General features: G+C 38.5%; 22 protein-coding genes. 9 read left to right on the top strand and 13 right to left on the bottom strand.

Going from position 1 to position 20,474, the window contains the following annotated elements:
- Positions 1–19: 19 nt before the first annotated feature.
- Positions 20–463 carry a hypothetical protein gene (locus GNP35_RS04315; protein ID WP_155694843.1) on the top strand — a complete coding sequence of 148 codons (444 nt, stop codon included), beginning with the start codon at positions 20–22 and terminating at the stop codon, positions 461–463.
- Here the strand turns inward: GNP35_RS04315 and GNP35_RS04310 are convergent.
- On the bottom strand, positions 460–1,005 hold the full coding sequence (locus GNP35_RS04310; protein ID WP_155694841.1) for a peroxiredoxin family protein: 546 nt from the start codon (positions 1,003–1,005) through the stop codon (positions 460–462). The two genes, GNP35_RS04315 and GNP35_RS04310, sit on opposite strands and share 4 nt — an antisense overlap.
- Before the next feature lie 80 nt (positions 1,006–1,085).
- Entirely contained in the window at positions 1,086–3,005 is a 1,920-nt protein-coding gene (locus tag GNP35_RS04305) for a methyl-accepting chemotaxis protein (protein WP_155694839.1), read from the bottom strand.
- A 218-nt stretch (positions 3,006–3,223) separates the two neighbouring features.
- On the opposite strand from GNP35_RS04305, the gene GNP35_RS15500 reads away from it, so the two are divergent.
- The 8 genes from GNP35_RS15500 to GNP35_RS04275 all read left to right on the top strand — a co-directional run bounded on the left by GNP35_RS15500 (position 3,224) and on the right by GNP35_RS04275 (position 10,042).
- A complete protein-coding gene (locus GNP35_RS15500; RefSeq protein WP_230961301.1) occupies positions 3,224–3,439 on the top strand; it encodes a hypothetical protein in 216 nt (71 codons plus the stop codon).
- Positions 3,436–5,883 (top strand): M14 family metallopeptidase, encoded by a 2,448-nt coding sequence (locus GNP35_RS04300; RefSeq protein ID WP_330997709.1) that lies wholly within the window; start codon positions 3,436–3,438, stop codon positions 5,881–5,883. The genes GNP35_RS15500 and GNP35_RS04300 overlap by 4 nt, the downstream gene beginning before the upstream one ends.
- A 114-nt stretch (positions 5,884–5,997) precedes the next feature.
- Positions 5,998–6,213, top strand: a complete 216-nt coding sequence (locus GNP35_RS04295) for an RNA-binding S4 domain-containing protein (protein ID WP_155694837.1) — start codon at positions 5,998–6,000, stop codon at positions 6,211–6,213.
- Positions 6,214–6,276: 63 nt separating this feature from the next.
- Positions 6,277–6,780, top strand: coding sequence for an LURP-one-related family protein (locus GNP35_RS04290; protein ID WP_155694835.1), 504 nt, complete (start codon positions 6,277–6,279; stop codon positions 6,778–6,780).
- Between the two features lie 17 nt (positions 6,781–6,797).
- A complete protein-coding gene (locus GNP35_RS04285; RefSeq protein ID WP_330997705.1) occupies positions 6,798–7,490 on the top strand; it encodes a WYL domain-containing protein in 693 nt (230 codons plus the stop codon).
- Entirely contained in the window at positions 7,487–7,672 is a 186-nt protein-coding gene (locus GNP35_RS16230) for a hypothetical protein (protein ID WP_330997704.1), read from the top strand. The genes GNP35_RS04285 and GNP35_RS16230 overlap by 4 nt, the downstream gene beginning before the upstream one ends.
- A gap of 107 nt (positions 7,673–7,779) precedes the next feature.
- On the top strand, positions 7,780–8,610 hold the full coding sequence (locus GNP35_RS04280; protein WP_155694833.1) for an RMD1 family protein: 831 nt from the start codon (positions 7,780–7,782) through the stop codon (positions 8,608–8,610).
- 244 nt (positions 8,611–8,854) lie between these two features.
- A complete protein-coding gene (locus GNP35_RS04275) occupies positions 8,855–10,042 on the top strand; it encodes a type III PLP-dependent enzyme (RefSeq protein ID WP_155694832.1) in 1,188 nt (395 codons plus the stop codon).
- A gap of 266 nt (positions 10,043–10,308) precedes the next feature.
- On the opposite strand, the gene GNP35_RS04270 is transcribed toward GNP35_RS04275, so the two are convergent.
- The 11 genes from GNP35_RS04270 to aroA all read right to left on the bottom strand — a co-directional run bounded on the left by GNP35_RS04270 (position 10,309) and on the right by aroA (position 20,470).
- Positions 10,309–12,009 (bottom strand): GGDEF domain-containing protein, encoded by a 1,701-nt coding sequence (locus GNP35_RS04270; RefSeq protein ID WP_155694829.1) that lies wholly within the window; start codon positions 12,007–12,009, stop codon positions 10,309–10,311.
- 1 nt (position 12,010) lies between these two features.
- Positions 12,011–13,510, bottom strand: coding sequence for a bifunctional metallophosphatase/5'-nucleotidase (locus GNP35_RS04265; protein ID WP_155694827.1), 1,500 nt, complete (start codon positions 13,508–13,510; stop codon positions 12,011–12,013).
- Positions 13,511–13,527: 17 nt separating this feature from the next.
- Entirely contained in the window at positions 13,528–14,091 is a 564-nt protein-coding gene (locus tag GNP35_RS04260) for a lipid-binding SYLF domain-containing protein (protein WP_155694825.1), read from the bottom strand.
- A 64-nt stretch (positions 14,092–14,155) separates the two neighbouring features.
- Positions 14,156–14,848, bottom strand: a complete 693-nt coding sequence (gene pyrF, locus GNP35_RS04255; protein ID WP_414153673.1) for an orotidine-5'-phosphate decarboxylase — start codon at positions 14,846–14,848, stop codon at positions 14,156–14,158.
- An 11-nt stretch (positions 14,849–14,859) separates the two neighbouring features.
- The gene (locus tag GNP35_RS04250; RefSeq protein ID WP_155694823.1) at positions 14,860–15,645 is read right to left on the bottom strand and encodes a hypothetical protein; all 786 of its coding nucleotides are present in this window, start codon (positions 15,643–15,645) and stop codon (positions 14,860–14,862) included.
- 113 nt (positions 15,646–15,758) lie between these two features.
- Entirely contained in the window at positions 15,759–16,013 is a 255-nt protein-coding gene (locus GNP35_RS04245; protein WP_155694821.1) for a hypothetical protein, read from the bottom strand.
- The gene (locus GNP35_RS04240) at positions 16,006–16,218 is read right to left on the bottom strand and encodes a lipopolysaccharide assembly protein LapA domain-containing protein (protein ID WP_155694819.1); all 213 of its coding nucleotides are present in this window, start codon (positions 16,216–16,218) and stop codon (positions 16,006–16,008) included. The genes GNP35_RS04245 and GNP35_RS04240 overlap by 8 nt, the downstream gene beginning before the upstream one ends.
- A gap of 63 nt (positions 16,219–16,281) precedes the next feature.
- On the bottom strand, positions 16,282–16,563 hold the full coding sequence (locus GNP35_RS04235; protein WP_155694817.1) for an integration host factor subunit beta: 282 nt from the start codon (positions 16,561–16,563) through the stop codon (positions 16,282–16,284).
- Between the two features lie 79 nt (positions 16,564–16,642).
- Positions 16,643–18,310, bottom strand: a complete 1,668-nt coding sequence (rpsA, locus tag GNP35_RS04230; RefSeq protein ID WP_155694815.1) for a 30S ribosomal protein S1 — start codon at positions 18,308–18,310, stop codon at positions 16,643–16,645.
- Positions 18,311–18,400: 90 nt separating this feature from the next.
- Complete coding sequence (cmk, locus tag GNP35_RS04225; RefSeq protein ID WP_155694813.1) at positions 18,401–19,081, bottom strand: (d)CMP kinase; 681 nt, start codon at positions 19,079–19,081, stop codon at positions 18,401–18,403.
- A gap of 93 nt (positions 19,082–19,174) precedes the next feature.
- A complete protein-coding gene (gene aroA / locus GNP35_RS04220) occupies positions 19,175–20,470 on the bottom strand; it encodes a 3-phosphoshikimate 1-carboxyvinyltransferase (protein WP_155694811.1) in 1,296 nt (431 codons plus the stop codon).
- Positions 20,471–20,474 lie beyond the last annotated feature (4 nt).

Raw genomic sequence — 20,474 nt, 5'->3', positions numbered from 1 at the left:
CAACAATTAGAGAATTCAAGTGGTTAAAAAAACAACATTGATACAAATATTGTTACTGAGCAGTAGTTTAGTTTTTATACTTTGCGGTTGTTCGCCTCAAAACACAGCTCAAAAATCCTCAGACTGTAATAAAAAACAAGCGTCATGCCTCACGTTAAGCTTTACGGAAAGCGAAGCGTATTTCGATCATAATTTAATACTTTCTGAGCAAGTTTATAATGTAACGTTTTCAAGTCGTAAGCCTATTAAAGAGGTGTGGCTCGAAGCTCAGAATATGCAGATGGGTAATATTGTTTTGTTTTTGAAAGAAGATCAGCAGTACCAATATTCTACTAAATTGATTATCGGTTTGTGCGCTAAGCCGGTTATGGAATGGGTAATGTACATAAGATTTGAAGATGGGACAGTAGACCAACAATCTTTTACAAGTTATTGGTCCGCTGACTATCAACAAAGTAATTAAACAGGCTCGTGGTGAGCACCGCGAATTGGGTAATCATTGTCTGGATTACGAACCCACTTTAACCCATTCAGTAGATTAAGAACGTCGGGTCTAGAAAAAGGGTTGTTACTTAAATCAACAGCGATAATTGTTTTTTCACGGTTTATCACGAACATCGCCGGCTCTGAAAAAACATGGTCAGTTTCATGATGGTTTCTTGGTGTAGATTGGTAAACGCCTAACTGGTTCATATCCGCCAGTGATAATCCATACCCTAGAGTAAAGTTAACTTTTAAGTCCTTTTTATGCTGGTCTAACTGTTCTAATCTATCTGCTGAAATAGCCACAATTTCGATGCCGATATCTAAAAATAGATATTTGACTTCTTCCAATTCATTTAAAAATTTGGTGCAAAGGGGACATTGAGCGCCTCGATAAACAATAATTAGTTGCCAATCGGCATCATTGTTAATTGTCGAGCCAAGCGTAAATATTTCGTTTTTTGAGAGGTTAACTTCAACGTGTGGGAAAGTGGTGCCTGGATGTAGTTTGTTAGTAAACATAATGCTCCAAATAGGTTTATTACTTGTAAGTACGACAAATTACGTACTTACAAGTATAGCCGATCAAGAGTGCCTGTTAATCAATTAACTTTGAACGTTCCTACTAGTCGGTCCAATTGCGCCGCTAATGCGTTAAGCTCATCGCTAGAATGTGACATTTCAGTTGCATTGTTTGCAGATTTTTCGCTGTTTTTACTTACATTTTGAACATGTTCATTTATTTCATTAACAACGGTTAATTGCTCTTCAGTTGCAGTGGCAACTTGAAGGTTTAAGCCTGCCAACATGTCTATTTGTTTTGCTATTTCTTGTAAGGCTTCGTTTGCTTCATGAGAAGACTCTGCGCCTTGAGTAGCAAGCTGTCTATTTTCTCTGACGCCTTGGACCGCAATTTCAGATTCGTTTTGAAGCTGCGAGATCATCGCTGCAATTTCATCAGTAGATTCACTTGTGCGTTTAGCTAAGTTTCTAACTTCGTCTGCTACAACTGCAAAGCCTCTGCCTTGCTCACCAGCTCTAGCAGCTTCTATTGCAGCATTTAGGGCTAGTAAATTTGTTTGCTCCGAAACACCCCTGATTACATCTAGCACACTACTGATATTACCGCTTTTCTCTGCAAGGGACTCTATAGTTTGAGAAACACTTTGCATTCCATTAGCCATAACATTAATGAATTGTGCAGATTCACCAACTACGGTTTGTGCTATCTGTGCTTTTTCCATTGCGACCTGTGTTGCATCAGAAGCTACATTTGCACTTTTAGCTATATCGCCAATGGTCATCCCCATTTGATTTACCGCAGTAGCAGCATGAATAGACTGATCTCGTTCTAACTCCGCGCTGTCTTTCGTTTCTTTGGCACTATGAGATACAACATCAGACGCATGTTTTAACTCTATAGAAGTATCTGATACGTTGATGATGACGTTTCTAATCTTGTCTAAAAACTGATTAAAGCCTTGAGCTAATCTCGCTATTTCATCATCACCGTAACGGTTAATGCGATAAGAAAGGTCGCCAGAACCATCCCCGAGGTTCTTAAATACATTCGCTAAAGCAATAATTGGCATCATTAGCATTTTTGAAAAATATCTAGCAATAAAGCCTAAAACGCAAACAACAATAAAAAACCACATAATCATATGGTTTCGACTTTCATCGAGCCCCGCATAAAGCTCTGAAGTAGGTACTTCAGCTACGACATACCATCCTAGTGAAGGTATAAAACTAGTAGCGACTACAAAATTGCCGTCATTCTCAAATGCAAAATCGTTTTCTAATAGGAGCTTGCGCGTATTAATCTGTTGGTATTGATTAGCTAAAGTTTGAGTGTTTCCTAAAGACTTATCTTTATGAATTTGTATTAAACCTTCTTTATCCACTAAATAAACGAATCCGCTTTGTTCTAGTTCAAATCCACTTAGGTACTCAACCATATTATTTAGAGACTTGGAAACCCCAGCGATACCTTTTCCACCAATCATTTGGAAGTTAACAAACATATCAACATCACCGTTAGGGTAGCTATAGATACTCGCCGATTCTGATTCGTTATTATTAGTGAAGGCAAAAAACCAACCATCTGCTTGGTCATTTTGTAATACCCTCAAAAAGCCGTCTTGGTTCCAGTATTCAGCTGTATCCCTGTTTGCAAAAGAAGCATTGCTCAAGTCATTGTCTTGTTGGATTTGCTTTAAATATTTAACGAGTGTTTGCTCGCCAGAATCTGGACGCCCATTTGATAACCAGTTATGAATAAACGGGTTAGTAGCTATGCTTCTGGTAACTGCTTTCATAGAAGCAGTTTCACCTTCAACTTTATCTCTTATGCGCTGAACTATATTGGGCAACTCTGTGGTTTCCATACGTTCAAGCATTATTGACTGAGCTTTTGAATGGCCTACGAAACTAACCACACTGGTAGAAATAATAATCGCGCCTATTAGGGTTAGGGTGATTTTTGTTTGTATAGGTAAAGAGAAAACGAACTTCTTTAGCATAATAAATCCAAGTATGCGGAGACAACAGTCCCTGTTAAATAATGTTTTTGCGAAACGCTATGATTGTATCGTTAGATTTATAAATGTCTTTAATTTATTTTATTTTCTGTTGTTTAGCCAATTTTAACGGCTGTTCGCAGTTAAAATAGATAAGTTATGTTGCAAAAGTATTCAAATTTTATATGGTCTACTTAATAAACTTTAAACAAGGAAATGTAATGAACGTTAGGTGTATTGCTTTGGCGATGAGTATATTTACTTCTAGTAGCGTACTGGCGACCAATAATATAGAAATGTGGAAAGGCACTTCTTACAACCACGATGTACCAACAGTAAAGTCTGTATTAGGATATGAAATAGGTAAAAAAATAACCTCCCATGCAGATATGGTGACTTATTTTAGAGCGTTGGAAAAGCAAAGCCAAATTCAATAAAGATTAAACGGTACGGAACTTCATGGGAAGGTCGTGAGCTTATAGTCGCTGCTATAGGGAGTGACGATAATATAAAAAACCTAGAGTCTTTTGCTGAAGACATGCAGGCATTATCTACCAGCTCTAAAACATCAACCTTGATAAAAAAGTTACCTGCTTCTGTTTGGTTGGGTTATTCGGTTCATGGTAATGAAATTAGTGGTACCGACTCAGCTATGATGACTGCATATCATTTGTTAGCCGCAAACAATGACGAAACGGTCAACAAGATCTTAAGCAATACGATGGTTTTTATAGACCCTCTACAAAACCCAGATGGTCGAACTCGATTTACTAGCCGATATTATTCTACTGTAGGTTTGGTTCACAGTGACGACAGGTTAAGTGCTGAACATAACGAACCTTGGCCAAGTGGCCGCTCTAATCATTATTTATTTGATATGAATAGGGATTGGTTAGCGTTAACACAGCCGGAAACAAGAGGTCGTGTTAAGGAAATGAACCATTACCGCCCATTGGTCGTTATTGACCTTCACGAAATGGGAGGTGATCAAAGTTATTATTTTGCACCTGCTGCTAAACCTATTAATCCTCATATGACAGATGAACAAGTTGAGAATATGGCATTAATAGGAAAGAATATTGGTGCGCATTTCGATAACAATGGTTTTGACTACTTTACACGGGAAATATTTGACGCCTTTTACCCTGGATATGGTGATAGCTGGCCAACGTTTTATGGCGCATCGGCTTCTACCTACGAAGTCTCGTCTTCTAGAGGTGAAATATTTAGAAAAAGTAGCGGTGAGGTCATGACCTATGCCAATACAGTTAAACGACATTTTGTTGCTTCAATAGCGACGTTAGAGGGTGCGTCGATTAATAGAGTAAAACTATTAAATGACTACGTTGCATATCAGAAGTCTTCTATTAAACAAGGTAAGGAAGACAAAAAGAGTCGCTACTATATTATTTCAGATAAAACGAATAGATTTGGCACACACAAATTAGCTGCATTGATGACCGAGCATGATGTGGAAGTGCAAGTAGCCACTCAAGGTTTTAAAGTGTGCGGGAAGCAATATCCTTCAGGTACGTACTTTATAGATTCCGCTCAACCAAAAGGCCGATTTGTAAAAACAACATTTGATAAGCAAGTAGACATGAGCCAGGACTTTATAAAAGAGCAGGAGCGTTTGAGATCAAGAAAGCTGAGTAATCAAATTTACGATGTAACTGGGTGGTCTTTACCTTTAATGTTTGGTGTTGATGTTCAAGAGTGTGGTCGAAAGCCAACAAAGTCTTCTGCACTGTTTGCTGCAGATACAAAATTAGTTGGCAAAGTAATTAATAAAAATTCAAAATTTGGGTACGTAATACCTTGGGTTGATATGGCGTCAGGCCAGTTTTTAACTCAAGCCTTGAGAGCCGGTCTGGTGGTTAAATCTGCCGATCAATCATTTACGTTAGAGTCAGGCTTGCAATTTCCAGCCGGTTCTTTAATAGTTGAAAGGCATAATAATAGCGAAGATTTGACCAATATTATTGACCGTATGGCGAAGGATACAGGTACGGTAGTGCAGGGCATTGACTCTAGCTGGGTTACAAAAGGGCCTAGTTTTGGCAGTAACAATACGCCTTTAATGGTTGCCCCTAAGATTGCGCTTGCATGGGATGAACCTGTCAGTTCACTGAGTGCCGGTCATGTAAGGTTTTTAATTGAGCAAGAGTTTAAGTATCCAGTTACCGCAATTCGTACAAGTACATTGTCGTGGGCTAATTTAAAAAATTATGAAGTCTTAATCCTACCAAATGGTTACTACAACCGAGTATTAGGTGAGTCTGGTGCTGATAACATAAAGAGTTGGGTAAAAAGTGGCGGGGTCTTGATCACCCTTGCTGGTGCAACTAAGTTTGCCGCAGATCCTGATTTTGGGCTATTGGATACCAAACGTGAATTGGCTTATAGAGAAGGCGAACCTCTGTACAAAAAATCAGATGATGCAACTGTAGAAGGTGTTTTACTAACGAGTAGAAAAGCATTAGTAGAGTCAGCTGAAAATAGTAAAGAAAAGCCGGATTATGTAGCCGGTGTGCTGGCAAACGTTGAGGTAGATCAAGAACATTGGCTCACTGTTGGTGTAAAGTCTAATGTTGTTGGTCCTGCGTTTGGTAATGATATTTATAAGCCAATTGAATTAGCATCAGGTAAGAACTTAGCGTGGTTTGCAAATGAAGATAAGGTATTGGCCAGCGGTTACCTTTGGGCGGAAAATAAAAAACAGTTGGCGTATAAGCCATTTTTAATTTATCAACCTATGGGGAACGGTATGATTATTGGCTTTACACAGGATCCAACAACTAGAGCCTACTTTGACGGATTGAACATTATGTTTCTAAATTCTATTTTCAGAGCGGCCTCGCACGCACGAGTTTTGCGATAAGTGCATGAAGTATAAATAGAAATTTAAATTTAGATTAGATGCCTAGTTTATAGGTAGCAAAGTCTAGATAGGTATAGGTATAATGCCGTAACTTTGAAGAATCTGGAAAAACCAATGAATACAGTTTACATTAATGCAGCCCCTATCGAACTTAATAAATTATTGAAGTTTGAAAGCTTGGTAAGTAGTGGTGGTGAAGCAAAAATGGTAATAGAAAACGGATTAGTCAAAGTTAACGGCAGTATAGAAAAACAGAAAAGAAAGAAACTAAACGTAGGTGACATTGTTCAATTTATGGAACAAGAGTTCATCATAGCGTTAGACATTTAATAAAAATGTATCTAGAGCCAACACAAACAGGATGTGCTGGCGATCTATCTAAAAGGGAATGACATGAGCAGAATTTTAACCATAAGAAACAAACTTCTTAGCCTTCGTGGGCAAATGGATATTAACGACGAACACGATCAAAGTTTGTTTACCGCAAAAGGTGAGCTTTCCTTTATATTTTCGCCAACCTGGCGAATTTTTGACTCCCAAAACAAACTAGCAACCATCAAAAAGAAAAAGCTAACGTTTAGGCCAACCTATTCGGTCCGTTCTATTTTTGGTAGTTATACGGTGAAACGGAAATTGCTATCTTGGACTCGTCAATACTATGTAGTCGATGGTATGTATCAAGGCGCAACCGCGATTGGCAGTTTACTTGACTTAGCGTTTACGATATCTCATGGTGACCGAGAAATATCTTCTGCCAGTGAAAAATTAATCTCTTTAAGAGACACTCATGTAATAGTAGTAAACGAAGACGAAGAGCCAGATGTTTTGTTTACTACAGTCATGATGGTCATTATGCAACTTGATAAAAAGAATGACAGCGTTGCTGTCAGTGATTAAGAATAAGACGACATGTTATGAAAGATATAAAAGATTTAACTCTCAATCAAAAACAAATATTTGCTTTTATCGATTTTTCTTTGTTTTTTAAAGGTCACTTAGGACTGAAGGAAACTATAAATAAATTTGGATTGGACCATAAAAGCGCAGTTCAATATTTTGAGAGATATAAATCTTCTTTAGGTGGTCAGTGTGAGTTTGATGAGAAAGGGCTTCGCTATTTTCAGTTAGAAAACTTCAAGCCCATTTTTAATCACGACCCAAGAAAAACCTTAGTAAAACTAGCCCATCAAATATCCGATGGCTTTGACGCTATTACTCAAACCGAATTTCCTGTTGAGCAACCATCTTATTTAAACGCACCGGATATCGAAGTTATTGCCCGGTTAATGCGCGCTATTTTGAACGGTAATGTTGTAAATATAATATACACCTCACTGTCAAACGGTTCGGCTGGTCGAGATATTGTTCCACATGCGATTGTAGATAATGGCCTTAGGTGGCATGTTCGAGGTTTTGATAAAAAGACCAATAGCTTTAGAGATTTTGTATTAACCCGTATCAGTAAAGTAACCATCAAATCGAATGACATAGCAACATATGAACATAGGTTAGCCGATGTTCAGTGGCTAAGAGTATTGGATTTAGTCATCGTTCCTCATCCAAAAATGTTGAGTTTTCAACAGCTGTTGAAATGGATTATGGCATGACAGACGGAAAAATGACGTTGAAGGTTAGGGCAGCAATGGCAGGCTACCTACTTAGACGTTGGAATGTGGACTGTACTCCACAAGCCTCACTTAACTCCCCAGAGTATCAATTGCACTTAGCAAATATTGATTCATTAACCAATTTACCAGAGCTGTCTATTGCCCCTGGTTATATTTATTGATCTTTATAATTTAAATATTGCTATTTAGAAAAACAGGTTCATAATCCGCGCGAATTTTATACGGGCAGGGTTCTGTCTTAACTTTTTCTACTATGGCGAATCGCACAATGGACAAAAATAGCACCAAACCTCAGGGGCTTAGTTCTACATCATTTATTCATGACCGTTTATCGGTTTATAACCTTCAAGCAGACTATTCAATCCAGAATGATGTTTTAGATCATTCGATTACTGAACGCGGTGTTAGGTACAAGGATGCAATTCATATAGTTGTGCCAACCGGAGAATACTGGCTTTTTGATTACGGCGTTGTGGTGTTTTGGGCGGTTGAAGAAGATGAGCGAATGGCTCTAATTAACCGTTTACGACGGTCTGAAAAGTCTTCAGACGGCATTATTGAAGACCACTTCCGGTTTGAAGTGTCTACGGAGCTAAAAATTAGCAAAGATACAGTGTTTTTACCAAATGACCACGCACTAACGCGTTTAGCTGTTAGCCACGGACTAGCACAGTCTATTAAGTTAGTGGAGTATGAACACAAAGCTCAATCGACAATTACGGATTATTCGCACTTGCCAGAAGCTTTAGCAACTACAGGTAAGATAGCGTTAAACAGAAAAGAAATAGCCAAGATACGAGGCCGACTATTTAGTACTAAGAGCGATATCATACTTCATTATGGTTTGTTGGATACGCCGGAATTCTTTTGGGAGTACCCAGAACATGAAAGTAATTATAACGCGATAGTACGTTACTTGGAGATCCATCAACGGGTTGAGCTTTTGTCTAAAAAACTAGCCACCATACACGAACTTTTTGACATGTTAGCCGACGAACAGAAGCATCAACACTCGTCTATTTTAGAGTGGATTATCATTTGGCTTATTGCTATTGAAGTGGTTATTTATGTTGGTGAAAAGGCAGAGAGCTTTCTTTAACTTTATTTAATTAAAGCGCGTTTAATAGATATTTAAAAAACACTAAATTTTTAGAATAAAAAGATTGCCATTCTGAAAATATTATTTATTATGCGCGCCAATTCTTGTTGATAGCCAATCCAAGTACATCGCGTTAGCGGCCAGGCAGATGAGCAACTATCCAAGGGTGAAATTGAATATTTAACTATGTTTAACTCGCTCAAACCTAATAGTAGGTTTATTTAGCTTATTCTGGAGATTGGTAATGTCTGTTACTTCTATTATTTCTGCTATTGCAGAAAACAACCTTCCTTTTGACTCTGAAAATATAGAGTCTTTAGCATCTCGTTACGGCACACCTTTAATGGTTTTAGACTGTGATGTTGTGCGTCAGCAGTTTCGTAACCTACAACAAGCATTGCCAAACGTAGACCTACACTATGCACTAAAGCCTTTGCCACATCCGGCCGTTGTATCTACCTTACTTGCTGAAGGTGCTTACTTTGATTTAGCGACAAACGGTGAAGTAGATTTAGTAAGTTCAGTAGGTGTACCTGCGGATCGTACCATTCAAACTCACCCAATAAAGCGAGACAGTGATATTAAGCATGCCTTATCTTATGGTTGTAATGTTTTTGTTGTGGATAACGTCAATGAGTTAGAAAAATTTGTTGCCTATAAAGACGATGTTGAATTGCTGATTAGAGTTAGCTTTCCAAATGCTGATGTATTAGCGGATCTTTCTAAAAAGTTTGGTTGTAAGCCAGAAGCCGCATTGGAAATTGCTAAAAGGGCGTTTGAAATTGGTGTTCGAATTAAAGGTTTGTCGTTTCATGTAGGTTCACAAACTAAAACAGGCGATAAGTACGCTACTGCAGTACGTCGTTGTATCGACATAATGAATGAAGTTGTGGACTTTGGGTTGCCAGCGTTAAGTACATTAGATATTGGTGGTGGATTTCCTGTGCAGTATACGCCAGATGTTTTGCCAATAAGCATTTTTTGCAAACCAATACGAGAAGCATTGGCGGAGTTACCAGAAACGGTTCGCGTTATAGCAGAGCCAGGTCGTTATATTGTAGCGCCAGCGGTAATAAATATAGCATCTGTTATGGGCCAATCTGATCGTAATGGGCAAACTTGGTATTACTTAGATGATGGAATTTACGGTTCGTTTAGTGGACTTATGTTTGATGAAGCTAAATATCAAACCTTTGTATTAAATTCATCTCAAGAGCTATTTTCATCAGTGTTAGCTGGACCAACTTGCGACAGCATTGATGTAGTAGCTGAACAAATTATGTTGCCTAAGCTATCCAATGGAGAGCTAGTAGTCACGACGATGATGGGAGCATATACTTGCTGCACAGCGACAGACTTTAACTTTTTTAAAAGAGCAGAAGTTATAGCAATAAACGAAGCGGTAGTATTTGAAGACATTATCACGGCATAAAGGGTAAGTACGCAGTAGTAAATGTTTTTGTAGCAGAGCTAGAATCACAATGAACGCTTACAGTATTGTGAGCGTTCGTTGTTTGTATATAGCGATGAGAGTATTAGGGCAAAGCTAAGTTTTAACTTTGATACTTATAGATATTCTATTTAACATAATATACATTATGCGCATATTGATATGCTATTGGTGTGGGCCGGTTTGAACTGTGTTATTTATAGTTTAAACGCTAGCTTTTGGTTCGTATGGCTCTTACTAATATAAAACTACTTCTTTAGCGTGCTACCTTGGCTCACAGTGAATCGGTTACGTCCTTTTAACTTCGATTGATATAACGCCGTATCGGCCTGTGTTATTAGGTCTAGCTCTGTTATTACTTTGTTCGTATCAAAATAATCTACAACTATCCCCACACTTATGGTTAGCCGATCGTCAATTTCGCTAAATGAATGAGGTATCATTGCGCTATATACTGCAGTTATAAGTTTTTGAGCGGTGACTTTGGCTCCAGCTTCATCCGTCTCTGGTAATATACAGGCAAACTCTTCACCTCCATAACGAGCTACAAAATCGGTTTCTCGAGGAAGTTCTTGATCAATGATACGGGCTACTTTCTTTAGGCAATCATCTCCCTTTGCATGACCATAATTGTCGTTATATGGTTTAAAATAATCCACATCGATAATTAACAGTGACAATGGACTTTTGCTTCTCTGTGACGACGCGATTGCATTTGATAACCGATCATCAAATGCTCTTCTATTTGCAATACCAGTTAAGCCATCCAGTGACGAAAGTTCTTCCAAGGTTTGTTTTTGTAGTTCTACAGTATTGGCAAAGATATTAAAAGTATCTGCAATGTCTGATATTTCATCTGAACCTTTATCAATAACGTCATCTAAACTGCCATTTAAGCGCCTATTAACCCCTTTGTTAAGGTTTATTAAGCGGCCCACAACTTTATTTCTTAAATATACAGCGATGAGTACAAATAAACTAAGAGATAGAATAAAGGCAATAACTACAACTGTTAGTTGAGTTGATATAGCTTTGGTAGCACTTTTTGTTTCATCCAGTACTTTATTATTAATGTTGAAAGAGGTGTATTCAGCCTGGTTTGCATAGTCCATGATCAAGTTTCTCATAAAGTTGCCTCTACCAATTGCACGACCTTCAATACGCAATTGCTTTATACGAGTGTTTACTAAACCATCTGGAGCTAAAAGTAATGTTTGGAGTTTACTAAGAAACACTAATGCTTCTTTAGAAGCCTTTGTATTTGAACCTTCTACATAGTTCGATAGCAAAGACTCTAGATCCTTTTGCAAAGTATGCTCTATTTGTCTAACGAGATGAAGTCTATTTAGAAACGTTAATTGAGCGCTGTTTGCAAAAATATTGGTTATTAATAGTTGGCCGTCAACTAATGACGTACGACTTTCGATATCATCCAAGTCAGGCATGTTATTAAACAGCGTATATAATAATTGCAATTTTTCGTCGAAGCTACGCTTGTTTTCTAAGCGCTGGTTAATTAATTCGTCTAACTCTTGCAGCTCTACAATGATTGCCTTTAGTTGCGTATTTCCATAACTTTGCTGTGACAACTGTAAACTATCAGATTTTAATGTATAAATTAGGCTTTGTATTTGTTCGTTGGTGGCCCGTTTAGCCGCACCACTTTGTACATTAATTAAACGCTCCGTCAGAAAAATAAGCGTATTTACTTGGCTATAAGTTTTACCCGCTTGTATTGCTGTAGGTACTGATACTTGCTGAATATTTATTAGCACATTTTCAAACTCACTTAATCTAAAAATAGTTAGCGCAGTTAGTCCCAAAAATATGGTAAATATTAATGATAAACCCAAAAACAGTTTGTTCTTTATCGAGTAGCGATTTTTAGAGTTATCTAGCAAGTCCATGTTAATAACGCTATTTGAGTCTTTGTTTAAATGCGCTGACATGTTATTGATGACTATTCACCTCTTTAATACGACCTTCAATAGAGGGAGTTGCATGCCGGTTGTTTTGTAAATACATGATAAGGACTTCAGATAGAAGAGGATTAACTCTTAAACTATTTTTAATCTCTCTAGATTGTTTAAAGCTTGTGTAGCCATCTCCACCATTTGCTATGTATTCTGTAGTGCCAACCGTATATAACTTGTTGATATCTAATTTATTATTCCCAATGTAGATATCAATAATTCTATTACCCACCGGCATTTCTTTGTTATAACTAAACGATAAGCCTGCTACTAAAGGGAACCTACCTTTAACATCTGCTATTTGGGACAATCCATTTTCTAACGCACTTTTAATTTGTTGGCCAGTCACTTCTAAAGCAATTAATCGACTCCTAAATGGTAACTCGGTAACAATATCGCGCATGGTCCACACTGTATTTTTTGCATAAAGAGTATCCCCTCTTACAACACCACTATTAATTAAAACAATATCAGTATTCAAAAATGCCTTGATGGCATCAGTCATTATATTGCCAAAGAAAGTTTCTTTTGTACGGATAGATAATTTTCTAGTATCAATTTCGACATCTAATGAGGCTACATCAATGTTTAACAAACGCTCTAAGCGATTAACATAAGAATTAGATTGATTAGATAAATCTTCGTCTATTGGGAAATTATTTAATTTGAACGTTGTTAGAGATGTCGCTATTGGCTTTTGAGGTGTTATCTTTAACTCAACTTGTAATACCTCGCCTGGAGAGTGCAAGTAAAAATGGTTCTTATGTTTTAACTTCGTATAGTTTTGAGTTTGGGAAAAGGCTTTATCAACCATAAATGCAACATCAATGACTTGCTCAAGCATTAGAGGCTCAACGATATCATTTGGAACGGAATACAAGAGTACAACTACGTCAACACCCGCCTCTCTGAGTTTCTCAGACTCTCGTCTTAGCGCTTCAGTTCTAGGTATTAGTTTAATGCGGTCTAACAAATACTCTTCGATTACAGAAGGATTAACAGTTGATACGACACCTATACTAACGTCCTCTTTCTTAATGATAGTAGAAGGTTGAAGCCCATCAAGGTTATTGTTAGTTATGGGATCATATATATTTGATGCGATGATAGGAAAAGCTGCTTCATAGGCTCTTTGAGAAAGCTCGTCTTCTGAGTAACTAAACTCTCTTTTTGTTATTCCCATAGCATCTGGCTCTAAGCTATTGAGGATATCTATTATATGGGCGCCTTTGTCAAACGACGACATCGGACTAGGGCCTATTGAACCGCCACCAAATAAGAAAAAAGATGGCGCTTTTTGCGCGCGAATTAGTTTAAGGAAAGACGCTAATCTTCGATAGTCGCCGTGGACTTTATCTTCAACTAAAGGCAAATCACCAGTGAAGACAAGTTTCGCTGTTTTAGGGTTAGCGCTTATTGTTGGTGAAGTAATAACAACAAGGATAGAAAACGCGATGCTTTTAATTAATATTTTCATATCCCAACAAACTAAAGTTAATTAAGCTCTTTGTCCACCCAAAATTTAGTACCTTTGACCATAGCCTGCAGAGCTAAACCATTCTCAGTAAAGGTATAAACTGTCACATCTCCGTAATAAGCTTCCCCTTCAACAGAGCCGCCCTTACCGCTTGCTTTTGCTGATGCATCGGCATTGCCGCCGAATGTCCAACCGTTTTCGACAAAGTCTGTCATCGCTTCTGCGGTATGGAAAACCATAACAATACGGTAATCTTTAACACCAAAACCTAGCCCAACTCCGCCTTCAGCCATATTCATATATGTTTTTTTAGACAGGACTTTGTCATTGATAACACCATATCCAGTGCCGGCAGAAAAAAATAATAAGTTTACATTAGCGTTACTAAAAACTGCATAACCCGGTGCCGTAGCTAATTGAGCGCGAGTGTCTGGTTTATTTTTATAAAGCTGAGTCAATACCTCACGCTCCATATCCAATATGACTTCTCTCTTCTCTGATACAGTGCCTTCGCCCATAGATGCGCACGCAGTGATAACAAGTGTAATAGCCAGTAACCCTAGTTTCATAAAGTTGTTCATAACTTTCCTTTTTAATACTGATATTTAAAATATAGTTAAGTGGCTAAGATTAACAATGTTTAACTTAAAAACTTTTATAGATATTTTGCATGGTATCAATTGGATTGTTTGATTTAGTTATCGCTCTACCAATAACCAAATAATCAGAACCTGCATCAACTGCCTTTTTTGGAGTCATGATTCGCTTTTGATCATCGGCACTTGCTTCTTCTGTTCTAATGCCGGGGGTTACTAGCTTAAATCCACTACCAAATTTACTTTTTAATAACGTTGCTTCTTGCGCTGAACAAACAACACCGTCCATTCCTGCGTTAGCGGCTAAGCCTGCTAAGAATAAGACTTGTTCTTCCGGTGATTTGTCTATACCTAAATCTAATAAGTCCTCTTCAGACATACTGGTTAGCACCGTTACTGCAATTAATAACGGGGCTTTGTCTCCGTAGGGAATTAGAATTTCTTTGGCAGCCTTCATCATTTTAGTACCACCAGAGGCGTGTACATTAACCATCCAAACGCCTAGCTCAGCCGCCGCTTTTACTGCTTTTGCTACGGTATTAGGGATGTCATGGAATTTAAGATCTAAGAACACATCAAAACCGCGCTTATGTAACTCTCGAACGAAGCTTGGACCAAAATGGGTGAACATCTCTTTACCAACTTTTAATCGGCAAAGCGTTGGATCTAACTTGCTAACTAGACGTAAAGCATCATCTTGAGTTTCAAAATCCAATGCCACTAAAATCTTATTATTTTCCACAATTTACCCTTTTAAATACCATCTAAGCCAGTTAGTGGTTTAATTGATTGCCAGTTGTTACAAGCTGGGCATCTCCAACTAAAGTTATTGGTTGAGAAACCGCAAGACTTACATTCATAATTTGGCTTTAATTCTATGTAACGTTTAATTAGCTGTTGTAGTTCAAAGAAGTGCTCTTCTGAAGTAAACAGCTCCTTTTCTAATTCGATGAGCTTGCCGAACCCTCTTACGCTTGGTACGTATCTAAGTTGTTCAATAACGTATTTTCGAGCAGCCTCTGTGCCCTTTTCTTTTGCTATAAAGTCCGCCATTTGATTGTGGGCATTTACGCTATTTATTTTTTTCTCTTTTATTAGCCAATATAACCATGCGGCTTGTTCAAACTCGTCTACAAAACACTCCGGTGCGATATCAAAGAGTGCTGGCGCAAAACTAGGTTCTTTGTCGAGCACCTGCACCACGAGTTCCCGTGATTGTTGTTTGTTATTTAGTAATAAATAAAGCTTGGCCAACGACACTAGGCTTCTAATACAATTTGAGTTTACTTTATTGGCTCGTTTATAAAATTGCTTTTTGTTTTTTATGTTATCGGATTGGTCTGCCATTTCACAATAAAAGTGACTAACCATCTGCCGACTCTGATCATTCAACATACTAGGTTTTGCAATTAAGTAGGCTTCAACGCCCTTTTCCCACTCTCTGGTTTGTTCATAAATATGCAAAATCATTAGCAATGCTTCATTTGCATGTTCAGACTTTAGTAGCGGTAATAAAGTTTCGAGAGAGTGCTCAAGCATACCGGCTGAGGTAAAATCCTGCGCTAATTCTAATTTGATGATCTCTAGTTCATAACTAGGGATTTGTATTTGATCTGTTTTTACTAAGCCTTCATGGATGGCTATTGCTTTGTCTATCTCGCCTTTTTTCTAAACAGTTTAGCTAACGTTAAGTAGTTTTCTATATTAGCTGGGGTATCGTCTAGGTATTGAATTAAGCGGTCAAAGGCTTGTTCTTCTTTGTTGTTTAAAAGAAGTGAAACACTGGAGTTTAATGCTTTATTTAGAGAGTGTTGCTGCTGTAGCATTTCTTTTTTAGCATTGTGCTTCCCCATCACCCAACCATAGGCCACGGCGATTGGTAGCAGTAAGAACAGTAGTTCAAGCATTAGCTTTTTTTACCACCTTACGAAATCCTAAATAAAGAAGCGTTAATAAAGCGCCTATTGCAATTGATGACATGATAACCAACGAAAGAGGAATATCTAGTCTAACAAATAATAGGTTTACGTTAACCAAATGTGCATTTTCGCTACCAACGGCTAGCGCAATACAAATGGTCATTACTAAAAGTATTAATGAAATCAATCTCAAAAGCCTACCCCTTAAATTAGGGGTATAAGGCTATTGTATGTTATTCAAGTAGTCAATTGCGGATTACTTAAAATCGACTCTTTCACGTAATTCTTTACCTGGTTTAAAATGCGGAACGTATTTAGCTTCTAGTTCTACAGACTCCCCAGACTTAGGGTTACGACCTACTCTTGGCGCTCTATAATGTAATGAGAAGCTACCAAAGCCTCTAATTTCAATACGATCACCTGTAGATAAACATTCAGCCATATTATCAATGATACTTTTGACAGCCGCTTCAACATCTTTTATTGGTAACTGTGGATGCTGTTCAGCTAATTGTTCTATTAGTTCGGACTTAGTCATTTATTTCACCTAAAATTGAGACAAAAATAAGGGAGCAATTACGCTCCCTTATAGTTATAGCTCATTTAAATTCAAAAGCTTAGTCTTTTTGTGCATTTTTAAATGCAGCAGCCATTGCGTTTTCGAATTCTGGAGTTTGATTTTGAAGATTATCAAGTACTTGCTTCTCTTCAGCTTCGTGTATCGCTTTGATTGATAAGCTGATTACACGGTTCTTACGGTCAACGCCAACAAACTTAGCTTCAACTTCTGAACCAGCTGAAAGTACTGTAGATGCATCTTCGATACGCTCTGCAGAGATTTCAGAAACACGGATATAACCTTCAACGTCTGTACCTAAAGTAACAGTAGCGCCTTTAGCGTCAACGTCTTTGATTTCACCTTTAACTAGAGAACCTTTTTTGTTGTTTTCTAAGTATTCAGAGAACGGGTCAGAATCCATTTGCTTAACGCCTAATGAAATACGCTCACGCTCTGGGTCTACTTGAAGAACTACCGCTTCAATCTCGTCACCTTTCTTGAATTCGCGTACTGCGTCTTCGCCTGAAACATTCCAAGAAATGTCAGATAAGTGAACAAGACCGTCGATGCCGCCATCAAGACCGATGAAGATACCGAAGTCAGTGATTGACTTGATGTTACCTGAAACGCGGTCACCTTTGTTGTGTGACTTAGCGAATACTTCCCATGGGTTGTCTTTACATTGCTTAAGACCAAGAGAAATACGACGACGTTCTTCATCAATTTCAAGAACTAGTACTTCAACTTCATCACCTAAGCTAACAACTTTAGATGGGTGGATATTTTTGTTAGTCCAGTCCATTTCTGAAACGTGAACAAGACCTTCGATGCCGTCTTCGATTTCAACGAAACAACCGTAGTCTGTAAGGTTAGTAACACGACCTTTAAGACGTGAAGACTCTGGGTAACGACCAGCGATGTCGCCCCAAGGATCTGAACCAAGTTGCTTAAGACCAAGAGAAACACGGTTTTTCTCTTTATCAAACTTAAGAACTTTAACATCGATTTCGTCGCCAACTGCAACGATTTCACTTGGGTGCTTAACGCGTTTCCAAGCCATGTCAGTGATGTGAAGTAGACCGTCTAAGCCACCTAAGTCTACGAATGCACCGTAGTCTGTAAGGTTCTTAACGATACCTTTAACTTCTGAACCTTCTTCAAGGTTAGCAAGTAATTGTTCGCGCTCTGCTGAGTTTTCAGTTTCGATAACAGCACGACGAGAAACAACAACGTTGTTGCGCTTCTGGTCTAACTTAATTACTTTAAATTCTAATTCTTTGCCTTCCAAGTGAGACGTGTCACGGATAGGACGAACGTCAACAAGTGAACCAGGTAGGAATGCTCTGATGCCTTCAACTTCAACAGTGAAACCACCTTTAACTTTACCAGAGATAAGACCTTTAACGATCTCTTCTTCTTCACATGCTTTTTCTAGACGAACCCAAGCTTCATAACGCTTAGCTTTTTCACGAGAAAGAATAGTCTCACCGAAGCCATCTTCGATTGAGTCTAGTGCAACGTCAACTTGATCACCAACGGCTACTTCTAGTTCACCAGCGTGGTTTTTAAATTGTGCTGCAGGGATAGCAGATTCTGACTTAAGGCCAGCGTCAACTAATACAAGGTCACGTTCGATAGATACGATAGTACCTTTAACGATTGAACCAGGGCGTGTTTCTATAGTTTGAAGGCTTTCTTCAAATAATTGAGCAAAATTTTCTGTCATGATTTATCTTCATTAGTACCAATGTTGCGTTCCTGCGACAAAGGGGTTGGAGTTTAACTTGTTACATCCTGCTAACAAGGCTGTCTAAATTTAAATGTTGAACGTCTTTTCAATAACTTGAATAAGCTGTTCGTATACTTCTTGCGCTGACACAGTAGTAGAGTCGATGCAAATTGCACCTTCCGCAGCTACCATTGGCGCTACACTTCTGTTCGTATCACGCTCATCACGAGCCTTGATATCGTTCAAAAGGTCGCCGATTTTAACATCGTGGCCTTTTTCTTTCAACTCTTTAAAACGTCTATCTGCACGTTCTTCTGCACTTGCAGTTAAGAACACTTTTACTTCAGCGTCAGGGAAAACAACGGTGCCCATATCTCTTCCGTCGGCAATGAGCCCTGGAAGCTGTTTAAAAGCTCGTTGCCTGCGCAATAAAGCTTCTCTAACTCTAGGTAAAGAAGCAATCTTCGACGCCACGCCACCTACTTCTTCATTTCTAATAGATAAAGTAACTTCTTCACCTTCTAGAATGATCTGTGAACTGTTGTCTGTGGACTGAAATTGAACATCAAGATGTGCAGCCAATGGGATTAAGCTTTCTTCATCACTAGGGTCAACTTGGTGATGAATTGAAGCTAATGCCAGAACTCGGTAGATAGCGCCACTGTCAAGGATTTCCCACCCTAACCTTTGGGCTAATAATCGACAGACAGTGCCTTTGCCTGCGCCACTAGGACCATCGATTGTGATAACCGGTATAGATTGTTCCATAAATACTCCACTCGCTGAAATTGCGGGCGGTATTATACTCTAATAAACTGAAATTGAATTAATTTAATTTTAAGCTTTTGCCGTTAATCATTTTTAATGTGTTAATAAGCGGCTAAAACGGTCGAAATAGTCGGGAAAAGTCTTACTAGTAACTTTAGGATCAAGAATAGTTACCCCGTTACTTGTAAACGTTAATAATGAAAAGCACATAGCGATACGGTGGTCGTCATACGTTTCTATTTCTGCATGTAAAACACTAGCAGGCGGAGTAATTTTAATGTAGTCATTGCCTTCCTCTACTTCAGCCCCTACTTTCTTAAGTTCCGTGGCCATCGCGTGAAGTCTGTCCGTTTCTTTTACTCGCCAGTTATAAATATTTGATATTGTCGTTGTTCCTTCTGCAAACAACGCTGTTGTTGCAATAGTCATGGCGGCGTCAGGTATATGGTTCATGTCTTGATTAACAGCTTTAAGGCTACCGTTTGACTTAACGCTAATATGATCGTCGAAATATGAAATATCAGCTCCCATGTCCGCTAACACTTGTGCAAACTGTATATCGCCTTGAACACTATTTTTACCGATGCCATACACATCAACAGGGCCACCTGTTATCGCTCCTGCCGCCAAGAAATAAGATGCTGAAGATGCGTCGCCCTCAACCATAAAATGACCCGGGCTCTTATATTGTTCAGTTCCATCAAGTGAAAAGGTTTGGTAGTTATCATTGCTAAACGTAATACCAAACGACTCTATGATTGACAGCGTAAGCTTTATGTAAGGTTTAGAAACCAATTCGCCTTTTACCGTAATCTTGACTGGCTTTTTGATAAGTGGCGCGGCCATCAATAAAGCAGATAAAAATTGACTAGAAACACTACCATCAATAGTGAGCTCTAGAACTTCACTTGTAACACCGGCAAACGGTTTGATATTTAATGGTGGATAGCCTTCTTCACCACCATATTCAAGATTTGAACAAGTACCTGCCAGTGAGTCAACTAAGTGCCCTATTGGCCTTTCATACATGCGAGGCTCGCCCGTTAACTCTGCAGTCACCTGACTAAACGCCAATACCGCTGCTAAAGGTCGCATCGCCGTGCCTGCATTACCTAGAAACAATTCTGATTCAGGTGAATTAAACCTTCCGCCTTGGCCATGAACTATGCATGTGGTTTTATCTTCACTCAGCTGTGTTTTAATACCCAATAGGTTTAAAGCGTTAAGCATATGACGTATATCGTCACTGTCTAATAAGTTGGTAATTTTTGTTGAACCTTCGCAAAGCGCGGCAAGCAGCAGTGCTCTATTTGATAAGCTTTTAGAACCAGGTACGATTACCTTGCCAGTGCAAGATGTTTTAAAATCGAGTGTTAATTTGTTGTTCATTTAT

This window comes from Psychrosphaera haliotis (assembly GCF_009728465.1).
Lineage (GTDB): Bacteria > Pseudomonadota > Gammaproteobacteria > Enterobacterales > Alteromonadaceae > Psychrosphaera > Psychrosphaera haliotis.
This window is presented reverse-complemented; position numbering and strand designations above follow the sequence as displayed.